A 16,427-nucleotide genomic window follows, 5' to 3' on the forward strand; every position below is an offset into this window, starting at 1 on the left:
CCCCTCGTGAGGTTGTCGGCGTTCTCAGTTCAGAACCTTGATCCGCAGGTGCGGTGAAGCGGCGATCTGCTCCTCCGTGAACCGCTCGGTCACCCACCGGCCCGCCGAGAACAACCTGGTCTGATCGGCGTAGTGCGGGGAGGTCGGGTCGGCCGACTGCGAGTAGGCCATCACGGAGTACGCCTCGGGCGGGCCCTCGGCGGTGAAGCGCACCGTCTGGATGAAGCTGGACCCGAAGACGACGTCCAGCTTTCCGTCGACCTGGCCGGGCGTGATCACGTTCAGTACGCCGAGTTGACCGATCGAGCCGTGGATCGGGATCTGCTCGGCCCCACGGGTGACCTTCTGGATGTCCGACAGCGGGGCGTTCAGCGGAATGCCCGCCTTACGGAGCGCGAGCACGGCCCGGCCGAAGGCGTCACGGACGGCGGAGCTCCCGGAATCAAGGGAGTTGGGGGTGTGCACCGGGTCCTTGGGGTCGAAGGGAACCCGCCACGGCAGCTTCTCGATGCCCTGCTGACCGAGCAGGAAGGACCAGTAGTTCGCGAACAGCCAGGATCCGCGGCTGTCGGCGGTGTAGTCGTGGCTCTTCCATGCGGCCAGGATCGGGCACGCCTCGCTCACGTTCACCAGGTTGCCGTCCACCAGGATGAGCCCGAAGGGGACGCTCTGGCACATCGACACCGTGGCGTTGAGGGCCAGGTCGGCCGCCCTGCTGTTGTCGGCGAACAGCAGCTTCCCCATGGTCTCCGGGGTGAAGCCCCTGCCCGGCAGGCCGTCCGTGCCGTTGATCCGGTTCTGCGCGGTCAGGATCAGCTCCTGGGTACGCAGCGATCGGGGCGCCGCCATGTCCCCCATCACCCGGGGGAAGGACAGCGGCTGCTCCGGATTGGCCAGCCAGGCACTGTCGTTGGCGTTGCCGACGAAGTCGGACCGGATCAGCCGCGGCTGCTTGTGCGGGTCAAGCAGCCCCGGCGCGACCGCGTTCGGGTCGTCGGGCCAGTCGCACGCGCTGCGCTTGCCGTCGAGGATGGAGATCGGCGGCACGTTCGGCAGCCGTAGGGACTGGTTGAAGAGCAGCTGGCCGGTGGCGGTGAGGCACGACCGCGCGTGCTCGTCGGTGATGTTCGGGGTGGCCTGGATGTCCGCGTACAGCGCCTTGCCCTTGCGATCGGAGGCGACGGTGTTGAAGAACGGAACGCCCTGCGTGGTCTCCAGGGTGTTCACCACGTCGTCGACGTCCTTGGCCTGGTCGAGGCGGAACCAGGTGTTCAACGCCCGCAGGTTCTCCATGTTCACGTCGCGTACGGCGTGCGCGCTCACCACCCAGGGCAACGGAACGCCCTGCATCGAGGTGGTGATCGGGCCGTAGCGGGTGGACCACAAGGTTCTGGTGACCTTCCCGAGGGAGCCGTCCGCGTTCCGTACGTCGACCGCGACCTGCTGCGAGGTCATCTGCTCCCAGGCGCCGTCCACCAGGTACTTGGTGGGGTTCAGCGGATCGACCTGGACGTCGAAGAGACCGAACGGGGCCACCGTGGCGACCGTGTGGCTCCAGGCTACGTCGTCGTTGTGCCCGATGTTCACCGCGGGAAGTCCCAGCAGGCTGGCGCCGGAGACATTGACCTTCCCCGGGATCGTCAGCTGGCTCTGCCACATCCGGTTCTTGCCCTGCCACGGAAAGTGCGGGTTGGCGAGCAGCATGCTCGTCCCGCCGGACACGCCCTGCGAGCCGACCGCCAACGCGTTGCTGCCCATGCTCTGTTGGCGGCTCACCGCCAGTGCGTCCCGTATCTTCGCCGCGGTCTTCGCGGGCGAGGACGCCGGCGGCGCGCCGGGGGCAGAGGGTCCAGGCCGCGCAGCGGGCGAGGCCCCCGTCGGCACGGCGGCCGAGGCCCCCGGCGGTGCGGCGTTGACCAGGCCGTCCAGCAGCGGGTCGGCGCTGCCCATGATGATCTCGGCGTGCGCGTGCCGGTAGACGTCGAGCTCGGTGATCGGCCGCACCCAGGCCGCACCGCGGCAGGCCGGGTCGGAGATGGCGTCCACGCCGGTCTCGGCCAAGTACCTGTTGTACCCCTGGACGTAGCCGCGAATGGCCTCCTCGACCTCCGGCTCCGGACCGTCGGGGGCGGGCCGGCCGAGCAGCCGCTCCACCACCCGGTCGTCCTTGATCCGCTGGAAGTACAGGTCGCTGTTGAGGTTGCTGGTGCTGTTCTGGTTCTGGCCGGGGCTCGCCCTGCCGTCGGGCCCCAGATACCGGGACCTCTGGGCGTTGACCATCAGATACGTGTCGGCCAGGGTGCAGATGTTGTCCTTGGCCGCCGCGTACCCGTACCCCGTTCCCAGCCCCTCCCAGTCCGAGGCGATGATGTGCGGGATTCCGTACTCGGTGTAGCGGATGGTCGGCTTGTCAGGACCGGGTACGACGGCGGCCGGCCCCCTGGCCGTCGACCCCGTGGCCGTGGAACCGGTGGCCGTCGACCCCGTTGCCGCCAGCGTGCTCATCGCCGCGACCGCGGCCATGACCGCCATCGGCAGCCTCGTTCTGATTCTCCTCCGCGCCATCGAGCCGTCCTTCCCCTGTCGTACGGGCCTTCGTCCGAACGCGGCCACGGTAAGGAGGAGCGATGAAATCCCGATGACTCACACGAAGGGGGACGCTGGGCACCACCCGCACTGCCGGGCCCCCTAGCCCACGCGCCCGCGCCTGTCAGTCCGTAATCTTCCGGGGTCTCCCGGGCCCGTGCCGTTGCTACCTTCCAACCGAAAGCGGCGTGACGGGGGAACTCCGCTGCGCCAGGACAGATCGTCAGACTCCGGACCAGGAGGCCACGTTGAGCGCGCAGCACCCCACCCGTAGGAACATCCTGAAGACCGCCGGGGGCCTCTCGGCCGCTCTTGCCCTCGGCAGCGCTGGCGTCCTCGCCACCGCGACCAGCGCCGCCGCGGTCGGTGACGGCTTCGGCCTGCGCATCGTCGAGCGCGGCGAGGCCGATCCCCGCATGTGGTACTACCGCTTCCAGACGAACGCGATCGGCTGGAATCCGGCCGTCAACGTGCTCCTCCCCGACGACTACCACTGGAGCGGCGGGCGCAGGTACCCCGTGCTCTACCTCCTCCACGGAGGCGGTGACGGCCAGGACTTCATCACCTTCGACCGCGAGCGCATCCGCGACTGGACCGCGGGCAAGCCGATCATCGTCGTCATGCCCGACGGCGGCCGTGCCGGCTGGTACTCCAACCCCGTGAGCTCCAACACCGGCCCGCGGAACTGGGAGACGTTCCACATCGACCAGCTGATCCCGTGGATCGACGCGAACTTCCGCACCTTCGCGGAGTACGACGGCCGTGCCGTGTCCGGCTTCTCGATGGGCGGCTTCGGCGCCCTGAAGTACGCCGCCAAGTACTGGGGCCACTTCGCCTCGGTGAGCTCCCACTCGGGACCCGCCAGCCTGCGCAGGGACAACGGCCTCGTGGTCCACTGGGCCAACGTCACCTCCGCGGGCTCGGACCTCGGCGGCGGTACGGTCTACGGCGCGCCGTTCTGGGACGAGGCCCGGGTGAACGCGGACAACCCGATGCAGCGGATCGAGAGTTACCGCAACAAGCGGGTCTTCCTGGTCGCCGGCACCAGCCCGGATCCGGTCAACTGGTTCGACCGGGCCAACGAGACCCAAGTGCTCGCGGGGCAGCGGGAGTTCCGCGCCGCCCTCGGCAACGCGGGCATCCCGCACGAGTGGCACGAGCTGCCCGGCGGCCACTTCGTCCGCCACGACATGCTGGCGCGCGACATCGACGGCGTCATCGGCCGGCTGCGCAAGGCGTGACCGCGCGCCTCGCACCGTACGTCCGTCCCACTGACCCCGAGACCGCCGAGGGGAGGAGCGTCCCGTGTTTCCCGGACTCTCCCGACGCGCACTGACCTGTGTACTCGCGGCGACCGCCGCCCTGCTGCTGCCGGTGCTCGCACCCGCAGCCGCGACTGCCGCTGCGACTGCGACTCCGGCCGTGGCCGCGGCTCCGGCCCGCACCGCCGTCGCCGCGCAGGCGGCCTGCCCGACCGCCGGCACCGTGACCCAGCACTACCACAGCGGCCACAACGGCGTGGACATCGCCAACAACGTCGGAACGCCGATCTACGCCGTGGACGACGGCGAGGTGACCATCTCCGGGTACGAGACCGGCTACGGCCAGTGGATCCGGGTCCAGCACGCCGACGGCAGGATCTCCGAGTACGGGCACATGTCCCGGCGGGACGTCTTCGAGGGCGACCGCGTCGTGGCCGGTCAGCAGATCGCCCTGATGGGATCCGAGGGGAACTCCACCGGCTCCCACCTGCATCTGCGGATCTGGGGAGACCCGGCCACCTCGTACCACATCGACCCCGAGGTCTACCTCGCGGAGCGCGGTGTGGTGCTGCCCTGCACCCCGGGCAGCGGTCCCCGGCCCAAGCCGTTGGTGTATCCGGCGGAGTCGGGCCGGGTCGTGTCGGCGCGCTCGGCGGACGGGCGCCTCGAGGTGTTCTCCGCCGGAGCGAACGGCATCCACCACGCCTGGCAGCAGGAGGTCAACGGGAACTGGTCGTCCTGGGAATCCCTCGGCGGACCGGGCAACGCCCAACTCGCCATCGCACCCAACGCCGACGGCCGCCTGGAACTGTTCGCCATCAACGGGAACATCTTCCAGCACCGCTGGCAGCTGAACCCGTCCGGCGGCTGGTCCGGGTGGGAGACCTTCGGCGAGGGCGGCCGCGACATCGCGGCCGGCGTCAACGCCGACGGCCGTATCGAGGTCTACGCGTCGGGCTCGATCGGACTCTTCCACCGGTACCAACTCGCCCCGAACGGCGGTTGGTCCGGCTGGGAGGACACGGGCGGCGGCCCCGCCGACAGCCGGGTGGAGATGGGGAAGGCACCCGACGGGCGCCTGGAGGTCTTCGCCCTCAACGGCACGATCTTCCAGCACAAGTACCAGACCGCTCCCAACGGCGGCTGGTCCGGGTGGGAGAACTTCGGCGAAGGCGGCCGTGATCTGACCGTCGACCACAACGCCGACGGCCGTCTTGAGGTCTTCGCCTCCGGCCCGCGCGGGGTGTTCCACAAGTACCAGACGAGCCCGACCAGTTGGTCGGGCTGGGAGGAGACCCGCGGACCCGTCGACGCACAGCTCACCAGCGAACGCACCCCCGACGGCCGCGTCGAAGTCTTCGCGATGAACGGCACCACCGCGATGCACAGCTGGCAGACCGCCGTCAACGCGCCCTTCAGCGAATGGGCCCCCTTCGGCACCGGCGGTACGGAGGTCACCGCCGCCTCCAACGCCGACGGCCGCATCGAGGTCTTCGGCACCAACCGCACCGGCACCTTCCACACCTGGCAGACCGGCTTCAGCAGCTGGTCCGAGTGGCTCTGGGTCAACGACACCGCCGGCCCTGGCCTCGACTGACCCATCAGACCTGTCGGCCCCATCAGACCTGTCCGACCGGTCAGCCCCGTCCGACCCCGTCCCCGAGCGTCCCACCACGACCGACCCGTGGTCGGCCGTGCCCCCAACGGCACGGCCGACCACGCGGTACTTCCGGAGGACCCATGCTTCCGATCAGCAGACGGAGCCTGTTGCGCGGTGCGGCCGGAGCCGGCGCGCTCCCGCTCCTGGGCGCCGTCCCGGCCTTCGGTCCGGCCGTCGGTCCGGCCTTCGCCGCGGCCTCCGCGGACGCCCCGCCTCCGCTCTGGGTCGGCGCGGGACCCTTCTCGTACGTCTACGACCCGTCCGGCTCCGCCGGCCCGCGCTATCTCAACGATCACACGCTGGTGAAGGCCCACGGCCGCTGGCACCTGTTCGGCATCGTCGGCCAGAGCGCGCCGCGCGGGGAGTCCCCCGACAGCACGGCGGAGATCTCCTTCGCCCACGCCTCCGCGCCGAGCCCGCAGGGTCCGTGGACCACCCACGCCGACGCGCTCACCGTCGACCCGTCCTACTTCGGCGAGGAACACCTCTGGGCGCCGCACGTCGTCGAGGCCGACGGCCGGTTCTGGATGTTCTACGCCGCGGGCGGCGCGAGCGGCGCCGCGATCAACCTCGCCACGTCGACCGACCTGTTCACCTGGACCCGCGAACCGTCCGGCCCGCTCTTCCGGGGGCTCGCGGCGCGTGACCCGATGGTGCTGCGGATCGGCGGCGAGTGGGTCATGTACTACACCGAGCTCTCGGACGCGGGCGGCCACCATGTCGTGGCGTACCGGCGTTCCGCCGATCTGGTGCGCTGGAGCGAGCCGGGCGTCGCGTTCACCGACGCGAGCACGGACGCGACCGTCTCGGTCACCGAGTCGCCGTGCGTCGTCGAACGGGACGGCTGGTTCTACCTGTTCATCGGCCCGCGCAACGGCTACGAGGGCACCGACGTCCTCGCCTCGCGGGACCCGTTCCACTTCGAACTCGCCGGATACGCGGGACATGTGCCCGGTCACGCCGTCGAGGTGGTCGCCGACGGGGACGCGTGGTACGCCAGCGCCGCGGGCTGGTTCCGGAACGGGCTGTACGTGGCACCCCTGGAGTGGCGGGACACACCACCGGCCTGGCAGAGCCCCGACAACCCGGTGGCCGGCCTCGACGTGGCCGGCCGCCTCACCGTGTTCGCCCTCGACGCCGGCGACCGCTCGATGCTGCGCCGCGTCCAGACCGACGCGTCCACCGACACCTGGTCGGAGTGGGAGACGTTCGGAGGACCGGCCGGCGCGGTGCCCACCCTCGGGCGCAACACCGACGGCCGGCTCGAGGTCTTCTCGCTGGCCCCTGGCGGCGTCAAACTGCACCACCGGGTGCAGCGGCCGGACGGCGGCTGGTACGCGTGGGAGGAGTTCGGCGGCCCGGCGGGCGCAGCGCCCGCCGTGGCCCGCGGCGCCGACGGCCGCCTCGAGGTCTTCGCGGCGAGCCCCGGCGGCGCCTCCTTCGCCCGGCGGCGGCAGCGCTCGCCCGGGGCGCCGGCCTGGGACCCGTGGGAGCCCGCCTTCGGTGGGGCGGCGGGCGCGCCACCGGTGGTCGCGGCGAACGCCGACGGCAGGCTGGAGGCGTTCGTCCTCTCCCCCGGCGGCGCCGCGATCCGGCACCGTTGGCAGGAAGCCCCCGGCGGCCCCTGGACCGCGGCATGGCACGCGTTCGGTACCGCGGCCGGTGCCGCGCCCCGGGTGGCCAGGGACGGCAGCGGCCGGCTCACCGTCGCCGCGATCGGGCCTTCGGGCGTGGGAACCTTCGCCCGGCGGCAGACCGTACCGAGCGGCGGCTGGGGCGAGTGGGTGCCGCTGTTCGGCTGGAGCGCCGCCGCCCCTGCGTTCGCCGCCAACGCCGACGGGCGGTTGGAGGCGTTCTCCCTGGCGCCCGGCGGCGCCCGGCTCGGCCACCGCTGGCAGGTGGCTCCGGGCGGGGACTGGCATCCCGGCGGGGAGTTCGGCGAGCCCGGCATCAGGCTCGCCGCCACGCCCACGGCCACGCCCGACTCCACCGGTCGGCTGCACGTCTTCGCCGTCACCGTCGCGGGCCGGATACGGACCCGCGTCCAGGAGCGGCCGAGCGGCGGGTGGCAGCCGTGGACGGCCTTCGGCGATCGCGCGGTCGCACCCCTGATGTCGGGCAGCCCCGCTCTCTGAGCGGAAGGGTGCGGATGCCGGCTCGGCGGAAGGACGCGGCTGCCGACTCGACGGAAAGGTGCGGATGCCTGCTCGGCGGAAGGGTGCGGATCCCGCCAAGTGAAGGGCGGCTTCACTCTTTCGTCCGCGTCGCGAAACTCCCCTGACCGGGGGTCCCTGCCTCGCCGTACGGCGCCCTTCCCCACCTTGTGCGGACTGGAACGAGGCGCCGTGCCCCGGCCGCGGGTGACCTCCCCACGCTCGGCGCGACCCTGCGGGCGATTCCGGCCCACGTGGCCGAAGTACGCAGATGAACTCCCCTGAGAGACCCTGAGAGACTCTGAGAGATGAGTATCGTTCCGCTCGTCCGACAAGCGACGCGGGGGAACGGGGGGAGCGGTGAGTGGCGTAGTCGTCCATCTGCCGCAGGGAAGCGGTGGCGCCGACGGCGGCGAACCGCACGGTGACGCGGTGACGTTACGGCTCGGCCCCGGGGAGGTCGCCCGCTTCGGGCGGGGCTCCGCGGCGGTCCCCGTCGAGCTGTGCCTCGCCGACCCGGCGATCTCCCGGCTCGCCGGGGAGATCCGCGTGACCGACGACCACTGGCAGCTGACGAACCACAGCACGACCCACAGCTATCTCGTGGAGAACCCGGAGGGAGCGGGCGAATACCTCAGGGTTCCGCCGCGACGCGTCGGGGCGCCGATCCCCTTCGAGTTCTCCCGCGTGGTGCTGCCCACGCGCGGTGACGTCCCCGTCTCCTTCCAGGTGTTCGCCCCCGACCACGTCTATCTGGACCCGGACGCCATGGGCGTCCCCTGGGGGAACCGGACGGTCACCGCGTACTCCCTGGACGAGACGGCCACGTACTTCCTGGTCCTGGTCGCGCTCTGCGAACCGCGCCTGCGCGACCAGTCCCGCGTGGCGGTCCCCACCACTCCGCAGATCGTCGAGCGGCTCAGGGGGCATGCCACCTGCGGCACGCTGACCCCGCGGGCGGTGAGTTCGCACATCGACTACCTCGCCGAGGAGAAGCTTCGCATCGGCGTCCAGGACGCCCACGAGCCCGGCAAGGGCGACCGTCGCAACGGCAAGCGGGAGGAGATCGTCGGGCTCGCGCTGCGGTTCGGTCTCGTACGGGAGGAGCACCTCGCGCTGCTTCCGCCCCTGACGGCGGCCGGCGGGCGGGAGCGGCAGGCCGCCCGATGACGGCGCCGCACGGCCCCGGGGGCACCACCGAATGCGACCGGACGGACCTCCTCCCGCCCGGCTATCGGGTGGGCGAGTGGGTGGTCACCGAACTCATCGGGGCCGGAGGCTGGTCCACGGTCTACGCGGCGCGTCCGGCCGACGAGCACCCGGAGATCCGGGCCGGCGGGAGCCCCGCGAGCCGGCGCAAGGTCCCCACCGAGGTCGCGCTCAAGATCATGCCGACGGCCGGGCTCGCGCCGCGGCAGTCGCAGCGGATCGTGGAGTCCGCGCGCCGCGAGGTCGAGCTCGGGCGCAGGGCCGGGCATCCGCGCCTGATCGGCCTCCTGGAGTCGTTCGTGCTCGCCGCACCCGACCGGCCCTCCCTCGAGGGCGCGCTCGTGCTTGTCATGGAGCGGGCCGCCGGGAGTCTGCGGGAGCTCGTCGACGCGGGGGTGCCCGAGGCCGATCGCGGTCGGCTGATCGCGGGGATCTGCGAGGGGCTCGCCCATCTCCACCGGTCGGGCTGGGTCCACGCGGACCTCAAGCCGGAGAACGTCCTGCTGGGCAGGGACCGTTCCGTGAAGCTCTCGGACTTCGGCCTCGCCACCGAGCTGACGGGGACCCACGGGTACGCGCCACCCATGGGCACCTTGGACTACCTCCCGCCCGAGCGCTGGAGGGCCCCCCTCGGCGAACTGGGCGTGCGGGTCCGGCCGAGCGCCGACATCTGGGCCCTGGGCATCGTCATCCACGAGGTCTTCGCATCGGGCGCGTCCCCGTTCCCAGGGGCCACACCCATGGCGCGGGGCGCCGCGGTCCAGGAGTACGGCGAGGGGCGGGCCCCGCTGCGCATGGACCACGCCGTACCGCCGTTCTGGCGCGCGCTGGCCGCCGACTGCCTCGCCCCGAGCCACGCGGCACGCGCCCCGCACACCGCCGAGAGCCTGCTCGCCCGCATCGCCGCGGAGCAGGGGACGCCTGGGGCGGCGCGGCGGCGGGGTCGGGCCCGCGCCGCCGTCCTGGCCACCGCCTTGTGCGGGATCGCCGGCGCGACGCTGAGCTCGGACGCGGTACGGGTGGGCGCGTCGACGCCGCCGGGCCGTGCGGGCGCGACGGCCGGCACGGTCCGGGTGTTCAACGCGGAGCGGGGCTGCCGGGAGCGGGTCGACCGGGACCGGCAGTGCAGTCTGGGACTGGCGATCGATCCGGCGCGGCCGTACACCGCGGACAACGTCGTACCGACCAGGGTGTGGCACGGCGACGTCCTCGTCGCCGACTGCCAGGTGGCCGACGGGCAGCCCATCATCGACGAGGAGGACCGCTGGTCCACCCGCTGGTACCGCGTCCGCCTCCCGTCCGGCTCGACGCCCCCGACGGCCTGGCTCCCCGCCGTACGCACCAGAGACCGGCCGGCGCTGCCGGAGTGTCCGCACCCCGCGACCGCCCGCTGACGCGGTGACAAGGTCGTGGCGTGGCCGTGACCGGCCCGCCGCGACCTTCGCGCAGCATGGAGTCGAGGAGGCCGACATGTCGATCTATTACCACAAGCAGATCACGATCATCCCGAAGCTGCTCCGCCTCAACATCGGTACGCACGGCTGGTCGCTGAGCTTCGGCCCGCGCCGGGCGCATGTCACCCGGCACAGCGGGGGCGGGCACAGCGCGTCGGTGCGACTGCCGGGTGGAGTCAGCTGGCGCCGGAGCTTCCGCCGCCGCCGCTGAGGACCCGACCGCGCCACTTCTGTGAACGCGGGTCGAAACACCAGGCCGGACGCCACCATCCCTGCGAGGGAGTGCCCGGCGCCGTGATCAAGCCGCTGCGGGGGCGCGCCGCATCGGCCGACGTGCGGCGGGGGCACCGATGCTCGCGTGCCCCACACAGACGAGAAACAGCGCTTCACCGCCCTGTCGGTACGACTGACCGGCTTCGACGAAGTGGCCCTGGAGGCCGCCGCGCTGACCGAGGTGTACCGGTCGGTGGCGGCGCAGCAGCTCGGCGCGGAGCGGTACGCATGAGCGCCCCCGCCACCGAGCCCGGCGGGTACGGGAGCTGGGCCGAGGTGCGCGACCCGTCCGGCTCCGGCGAGCGGGTCGAGGGGGGCGGCCGGTGAGCCGGTACGACGTGATCGTCGTCGGGGCCGGGGTCGCGGGCTCGCTCGTCGCGCACCGACTCGGCGGGCAGGGCCGAAGGGTCCTGGTCCTGGAAGCGGGCGCCGGCGACCACGCACGGGAAGACGCCCCCTTCCCGGCCCACCGTGCCCATCCGGCGGCCCCCTGGCCCGAGGTGACGGACCTCGTCGGCACCGACGCACCACCCGGTTCCGAACGGCCGGCCACCTGCACCAGGACGGCCCGCTCCCGTACGCCGGCGGATACGTGCGCGTCAACGGCGGTACGGGCAACGTCTGGACGGGCCTCGCACCGCGCATGCTCCCCGAGGACTTCGACACCGAAGCCTTCGGGTACGGGCGTCGGTGACCGATCTCGTACGAGGACCTGGAGCCCCACTACCGAGCCGCCGAGGAGGAGTTGGGGGTCGCCGCCGACGCGGACGAGCAGCGCGAGCACGTCGGTCTACCCTTCCCCGACGACTACGTCTTCCCTTGGACGGGCCGGGGCGGGCCACGGGAGTGGAGTACCGCTCGTACGACGGGCAGGTGGCCCGCGCGTACGCCGATGCCTCCCAGTCACCCCCGGTGGCCGCCCACCACCGCCCGAGGCCCCCGTACTACCTGCCGAAGGGGAGGTGAGCGCCGGCCCGGGGGTGTGGGGCAGGCCCGGGGGTGCGGGTCAGGCCCGGGGGTGCGGGTCAGGCCTGGGGGCGGGTGGCCGTGACGACGTAGTAGTCGAGATCACCCTGCTGGTAGGCCTTCAGGAAGTTCCGCGGCCAGGTGCCCGGCTTCCACTGGTCCGACAGCCAGCGGTCCCAGCCCTCCCACACCTCCGGGCCAATGGAGACGGCCCGCGCGTCCGCCAGGCCCGCCCTGGTGAACGCCTCGGTCAGGAGAGTGACGGGGCGGGCGATGTCCAGGCCGTCGGCGTACGACTTGAGCAGGTCCGCCAGCCGGGCGCCGTGGCCCGGGTCGTCGTCCGGGGTGAAGAAGCTCGCGACGGCCACCCGCCCGCCGGGCCGCAGGACCCGTACCGTCTCGCGGGCGAAGGCGGTCAGGTCGTCGAAGTGCTGTGCGGCCTCGACGCTGTGGACGCGGTCGAACGCGCCGTCGCCGAACGGCATGTCCTCCGCCGCGCCCCGGACGAACCGGAGTCTCGAGGGGGAGGCGTCCAGCAGAGCCGCGTTGGCGCGTCGGGCGCGCTCCAGCTGCTGCGGGTGGATGTCCATGCCGGTGATGTGCTCCGGCTCGTACTCGCCCAGGGCCAGCGCACACCCGACGCCGAGCCCGCAGCCGACCTCCAGCACCCGGCCGCCGGCGAGCGGGCCGACGGAGTCGAGCACGTGCCGGTACAGGTCCTGCTGGCTGCGGACGCGGTCGTCGACCGCGATCGGTCCGGCCAGGTCGATCGACCGCCAGTACCCGAAGTTGATGAACCCTCCGGCGAACACCGGGACCGAACTGAGGTCGGCCGACCCGTACGTCTCCCGAACCGCCGCCCGCATTTCCACCGATTCCGACACGTGCGTCACCTCCGCACACAGTGTGACGGTCCGCATACGCCGATGTCGACGGCACGCCCGGCCATCGGGCCAGGGCTTTCCTTCCCGAGGACTTCATGGGCGTCATGGACCGGCCGCAGGGGCGTCCGGTCTCTTCTCAAGGTTGGGCGGTACGGGTCTTCCCCAAGGGGTGCGCCGGGCGGGGCTGTTCGGAACCGGTGGCAGCGGTCGGCCGAAGAGCCCCCTGCCCGCCCTTCTCGGACCCACCGGCCCCGGCTCCCCGGCCGGATGGTGCCGCTCCGCCGGCAGGCCCGCAGTAGCCGGAAACGTTCTCCTCGCCGCCGGCCGCTCGCACGAGTCGCTGCCATGCCTGCGAACCTCGGGCCCCGTCCTTCTTCTCCAGCTCCCGCTTCTCGGACTCGCGCTTCCCTGACTCCCGCTTCTCGAACTCGCGCTTCTCGAACGATCGGCACAGCGCCTCGCGTTCCTTCGGGTCGAGGAGCGCGGTCGGAGCATCGGGACGGCCGGGGACACCTGACGTCGAGGGGTCCTGCGGAACCGCCGTCGACGGGCCGGGCACGGGACTGCTGCCGCGCGCTTCCGGCGCCAGTGCCGGAGCAGGGGTCGGGGAGTCCTGGAAGGGGCCGGGCAGGCTTCCGGAGGCGATCGCCACGCCGCCCAGGGTCACACTGGCGAACAGCCCGGCCAGTGCCGCCTTCAGCGACCGCGCGGATCCGCGCCGTCGCGGGGAAGGAGTCCAGTCGTCACGACGGCGCGTGGGACGGGACGCGTGCAGCCCGGTGTCCCGTGCCGTACGGAAGGCGGCGAGGGCCCGCGACGCGCCCTCTCGATCCACGGGGTCGTCGCCGGTGGCTGCCGGGCTCACGAGCAAGGCGTCCCGCAAGGACCGCTCCAGGGCGGCATGGCGCCGGTCATCGGTCACTCCTTCGGCCTCCCTCTTCCCGTCAGTTCCTTCGCGAGCCTTCTCAGCCCTCTGTGTGCGGCGGACCGTACCGCACCGGGGCGCTTGCCCAGGACCCGGGCGGCCGTCGGGCCGTCGAGGCCGACCACCACCCGCAGGAGCACGGCCTCGGCCTGGTCCTGCGGAAGCTCCGCGACCCGCGCGAGGACCTCGTCGGTCGAGAGCGCCTCCAACGCCTCGGCCGCGGTGTCCCCGGTGGCGGGCAGTGACAGGACGTCCGGCTCGAGACGGGCCGGGCGGGGTCGTGAGCGGACCCGACGGAGGTGGTCCAGCGCGCGGTGTCTGGCGATGGTGGCGGTCCAGCCGCGGAACCCGAGCGCGTCCCCGCGGAAGCGGCCGAGGTCCCGGGCGATCTCCAGCCACGCGTCGGACGCCACGTCCTCCGCGTCCTCACCGACGATCCCTCGCACGTACCCGAGCAGACCGGGGTGGACGATGCGGTACACGTACGCGAAGGCTGCCTCGTCGCCGCCCCGCGCCCGCTCGACGGCCGTCCCGAGCTCCACGTCGAGCTCGGCGTCGCGCGCCTGCCGCGTCCCCTCCCCCACACGTTCCCCTTGACCCGCGTACGCACACGTGACCGTCGGTCATAGCCGTGATCCGAACCATGCCCATCCTGTCAGAACGTCAGCACGCGCCGGTCGGCACCCCACCGGCGACGCTCCCCAGCCGACTTATCGTGCGGCGCGGTCTCCGGCCGTGCAGCGTGAGGAAGTACGTACCGACGGATTCCTCCGCCCCGACCTCGAAGCGGTTCACGGTACGGCCGAGCGGGTTCCACACGCGACCGTCCGGCATCCTCACCCCGACAGGTTGGGAGAAGACGGTCCGAAGGAAGTGCTCGGGAGGAAGGTCCACCCACACCGCTCCGGCCTCGCGCACCAGCACCTCTCCCACGTACGCGCCGAGCCCCACCAACGCACCGCTCACCTGCTCCCGGCCGCTCCCACCGCGGCGCAGCCCGTCGATGAGCCGGTCGACGATGCGCAGGCTCGCCGCGCTGTAGTCGAGCGGCAGCCGAGCCCTGGCCGTGGCGTGCTCGACGAACTCGGACGCGAGGCGCCCCATGTCGGCCGCGTACAGCCTCCCGCTTTCGCGCTCCATGCGTCATCGCCCTCCTGCCGATCCGGCTACGTTCTCCGGATGATCAAGCGGTTCCCCTCCCGGATTCATCACGGCCCGAGAGCGTGACGCCAGTCACATACGGCGCGACCTCCTGACACGTACCGGTCCGGGGGTGAGGGCCGGTCGGGCGGCTCCCGGTCAGGTGGCGATATCGGTCAGGTGGCTCGAATGTCGTCGTTCGCCCGGATAAACCCCGTACGAATGAAGGTCACTTCATCGAGGTAATCCCCCCGGGATCAAGGGGTGACCAGGGCAATTCCGCAGCTACTGTTCACCGGGTTCCGGACGGATTCCCGATGATTCGACCCCCTTTCCACCCCTCGCCCCACCCCCCTCTCACCCGTCGGCGTACGCGTACGCCGATCACCAGCCGCGCCTAAGGAGATCTCGTCCGATGACCGTTGAGACCGGCCCGGAAGCGGAGGCGCCGCCGTCCCCCCAGTCCAGCCTGAGCACCGCGGCCGCCCGCAATCTTGCCACCACGACCAAGTCCGTTCCGCAGATGCGGGAGATCACCGACCGCTGGCTGCTGCGGATGCTCCCCTGGGTGGACACCAAGGGCGGCGCGTACCGGGTGAACCGACGGCTGAGCTACACCGTCGGCGACGGGCGCATCGAGTTCGTCCAGGACGGGCCCGACGTACGGGTGATCCCCCAGGAGCTCGGCGAACTGCCCCTGCTGCGCGGTTTCGACGACGTGGAGGTGCTGACCGCGATCGCCGGCCGGTGCGTCCAGCGCGACTTCCAGGCGGGCGAGGTGCTGGTCGAACGCGGCACACCCGCCCGGCAGGTCCATCTGATCGCCCGCGGCCGGATCAACAAGACCTCTGTCGGCAAGTACGGCGACGAGGTCGCCGTCGCCATGCTCGCCGAGGGCGACCGGTTCGGCGAACACGCCCTCCTGGACGGCGAGGGCAGCTGGGACTACTCCGCCACCGCCGAGAGCGCGGGCACCCTGCTGACCCTGTCTCGCGCCGACTTCGCCGCCGTGCTCTCCGCGGCGCCCCATCTCCAGCTCCACATCCGGCAGTTCAGCTCACTGCCGGGCCGACGGCAGAACCACCACGGCGAGGCCGAGATCGCGATGTCCGCCGGCCACAAGGGCGAGGCCCGGCTGCCCGGCGCGTTCGTCGACTACGAGCTCAAGCCGCGCGAGTACGAACTCTCCCTCGCCCAGACCGTGCTGAAGGTCCACACGAGGGTCGCCGACCTCTACAACGGGCCGATGAACCAGACCGAGGAGCAGCTCAGGCTCACCATCGAGGCGCTGCGCGAGCGCCAGGAGCACGAGCTGATCAACAACCGCGAGTTCGGTCTGCTCCACAACGCCGACTACAAGCAGCGGATCCAGCCCCACTCCGGCCCGCCCAGCCCGGACGACCTCGACGAGCTACTCACCCGCCGCCGGGGCACCAAGCTCTTCCTCGCCCACCCCCGGACGATCGCCGCGATCGGGCGCGAGTGGAACGCCCACGGGCTCTACCCGGAGACCGCCGAGCTCGACGGGCGTCAGGTCCTCACCTGGCGCGGGGTCCCGATCCTGCCCTGCGACAAGATCCCCATCAGCAGGGAGAACACCAGCTCGATCCTCGCGATGCGCCTCGGCGAGGACGACCAGGGCGTCGTCGGGCTGCGCCAGACGGGCCTGCCGGAGGAGTACGAGCCGGGCCTTTCGGTGCGCTTCATGGGCATCGACGAGCAGTCGATCATGTCGTACCTCGTCACCGCCTACTACTCGGCCGCCATCCTCGTGCCCAACGCGCTCGGCGTGCTGGAGAACGTACAGATCGCCCGCAGGCACCACTAGACGCTCCGTCCGACAGACGCTCCGTCCGACAGACGCTCCGTCCGACGACCGGCGACGACAGCCCCCACCCCACCAAGGAGTTTCGGA

General features: G+C 72.0%; 13 protein-coding genes. 8 read left to right on the forward strand and 5 right to left on the reverse strand.

Annotated features, from left to right (window positions below; translation table 11 throughout):
* Nucleotides 1-24: 24 nt before the first annotated feature.
* Nucleotides 25-2,565 (reverse strand): penicillin acylase family protein, encoded by a 2,541-nt coding sequence (locus tag ACGFYP_RS06045; RefSeq protein ID WP_393486880.1) that lies wholly within the window; start codon nt 2,563-2,565, stop codon nt 25-27.
* A 269-nt stretch (nt 2,566-2,834) separates the two neighbouring features.
* Between ACGFYP_RS06045 and ACGFYP_RS06050 the strand changes: the two genes are divergently transcribed.
* The 7 genes from ACGFYP_RS06050 to ACGFYP_RS06080 all read left to right on the forward strand — a co-directional run bounded on the left by ACGFYP_RS06050 (nt 2,835) and on the right by ACGFYP_RS06080 (nt 10,829).
* Nucleotides 2,835-3,827, forward strand: coding sequence for an esterase family protein (locus ACGFYP_RS06050; RefSeq protein ID WP_361963303.1), 993 nt, complete (start codon nt 2,835-2,837; stop codon nt 3,825-3,827).
* Nucleotides 3,828-3,891: 64 nt separating this feature from the next.
* A complete protein-coding gene (locus ACGFYP_RS06055) occupies nt 3,892-5,445 on the forward strand; it encodes a peptidoglycan DD-metalloendopeptidase family protein (protein WP_393486883.1) in 1,554 nt (517 codons plus the stop codon).
* Nucleotides 5,446-5,588: 143 nt separating this feature from the next.
* Nucleotides 5,589-7,643, forward strand: coding sequence for a family 43 glycosylhydrolase (locus tag ACGFYP_RS06060; protein ID WP_393486885.1), 2,055 nt, complete (start codon nt 5,589-5,591; stop codon nt 7,641-7,643).
* Nucleotides 7,644-8,021: 378 nt separating this feature from the next.
* Nucleotides 8,022-8,831, forward strand: a complete 810-nt coding sequence (locus tag ACGFYP_RS06065) for a serine/threonine protein kinase (protein ID WP_393486888.1) — start codon at nt 8,022-8,024, stop codon at nt 8,829-8,831.
* Nucleotides 8,828-10,264 carry a serine/threonine-protein kinase gene (locus tag ACGFYP_RS06070; RefSeq protein WP_393486890.1) on the forward strand — a complete coding sequence of 479 codons (1,437 nt, stop codon included), beginning with the start codon at nt 8,828-8,830 and terminating at the stop codon, nt 10,262-10,264. The genes ACGFYP_RS06065 and ACGFYP_RS06070 overlap by 4 nt, the downstream gene beginning before the upstream one ends.
* A gap of 76 nt (nt 10,265-10,340) precedes the next feature.
* Entirely contained in the window at nt 10,341-10,535 is a 195-nt protein-coding gene (locus ACGFYP_RS06075) for a DUF4236 domain-containing protein (protein WP_361963313.1), read from the forward strand.
* 147 nt (nt 10,536-10,682) lie between these two features.
* Nucleotides 10,683-10,829, forward strand: coding sequence for a hypothetical protein (locus ACGFYP_RS06080; protein WP_393486893.1), 147 nt, complete (start codon nt 10,683-10,685; stop codon nt 10,827-10,829).
* Nucleotides 10,830-11,622: 793 nt separating this feature from the next.
* Here the strand turns inward: ACGFYP_RS06080 and ACGFYP_RS06085 are convergent.
* The 4 genes from ACGFYP_RS06085 to ACGFYP_RS06100 form a co-directional block, all read right to left on the reverse strand.
* Nucleotides 11,623-12,447 carry a class I SAM-dependent methyltransferase gene (locus ACGFYP_RS06085; RefSeq protein WP_393486895.1) on the reverse strand — a complete coding sequence of 275 codons (825 nt, stop codon included), beginning with the start codon at nt 12,445-12,447 and terminating at the stop codon, nt 11,623-11,625.
* A 136-nt stretch (nt 12,448-12,583) separates the two neighbouring features.
* Nucleotides 12,584-13,369 (reverse strand): hypothetical protein, encoded by a 786-nt coding sequence (locus ACGFYP_RS06090; protein ID WP_393486897.1) that lies wholly within the window; start codon nt 13,367-13,369, stop codon nt 12,584-12,586.
* The gene (locus ACGFYP_RS06095; protein ID WP_393486900.1) at nt 13,366-13,956 is read right to left on the reverse strand and encodes an RNA polymerase sigma factor; all 591 of its coding nucleotides are present in this window, start codon (nt 13,954-13,956) and stop codon (nt 13,366-13,368) included. Before ACGFYP_RS06095 ends, ACGFYP_RS06090 begins: the two co-directional genes overlap by 4 nt.
* 79 nt (nt 13,957-14,035) lie before the next feature.
* Nucleotides 14,036-14,512, reverse strand: a complete 477-nt coding sequence (locus ACGFYP_RS06100; RefSeq protein ID WP_393486902.1) for a hypothetical protein — start codon at nt 14,510-14,512, stop codon at nt 14,036-14,038.
* 415 nt (nt 14,513-14,927) lie between these two features.
* On the opposite strand from ACGFYP_RS06100, the gene ACGFYP_RS06105 reads away from it, so the two are divergent.
* Nucleotides 14,928-16,340: a family 2B encapsulin nanocompartment shell protein gene (locus ACGFYP_RS06105; protein WP_393486905.1), complete on the forward strand. Its 1,413-nt coding sequence runs from the start codon at nt 14,928-14,930 to the stop codon at nt 16,338-16,340.
* The last annotated feature ends 87 nt before the right edge of the window (nt 16,341-16,427 follow it).

The sequence above is a fragment of the Streptomyces sp. NPDC048370 genome, from assembly GCF_043200825.1.
Taxonomy (GTDB): Bacteria; Actinomycetota; Actinomycetes; order Streptomycetales; family Streptomycetaceae; genus Streptomyces.

What these genes read in the sequence shown, in the direction of transcription:
- ACGFYP_RS06045 (WP_393486880.1), bottom strand. Translation starts at nt 2,565, where the DNA reads ATGGCGCGGAGGAGAATCAGAACGAGGCTGCCGATGGCGGTCATGGCC.
- ACGFYP_RS06100 (WP_393486902.1), bottom strand. Translation starts at nt 14,512, where the DNA reads ATGGAGCGCGAAAGCGGGAGGCTGTACGCGGCCGACATGGGGCGCCTC.
- ACGFYP_RS06105 (WP_393486905.1), top strand. Translation starts at nt 14,928, where the DNA reads ATGACCGTTGAGACCGGCCCGGAAGCGGAGGCGCCGCCGTCCCCCCAG.
- ACGFYP_RS06070 (WP_393486890.1), top strand. Translation starts at nt 8,828, where the DNA reads ATGACGGCGCCGCACGGCCCCGGGGGCACCACCGAATGCGACCGGACG.
- ACGFYP_RS06075 (WP_361963313.1), top strand. Translation starts at nt 10,341, where the DNA reads ATGTCGATCTATTACCACAAGCAGATCACGATCATCCCGAAGCTGCTC.
- ACGFYP_RS06060 (WP_393486885.1), top strand. Translation starts at nt 5,589, where the DNA reads ATGCTTCCGATCAGCAGACGGAGCCTGTTGCGCGGTGCGGCCGGAGCC.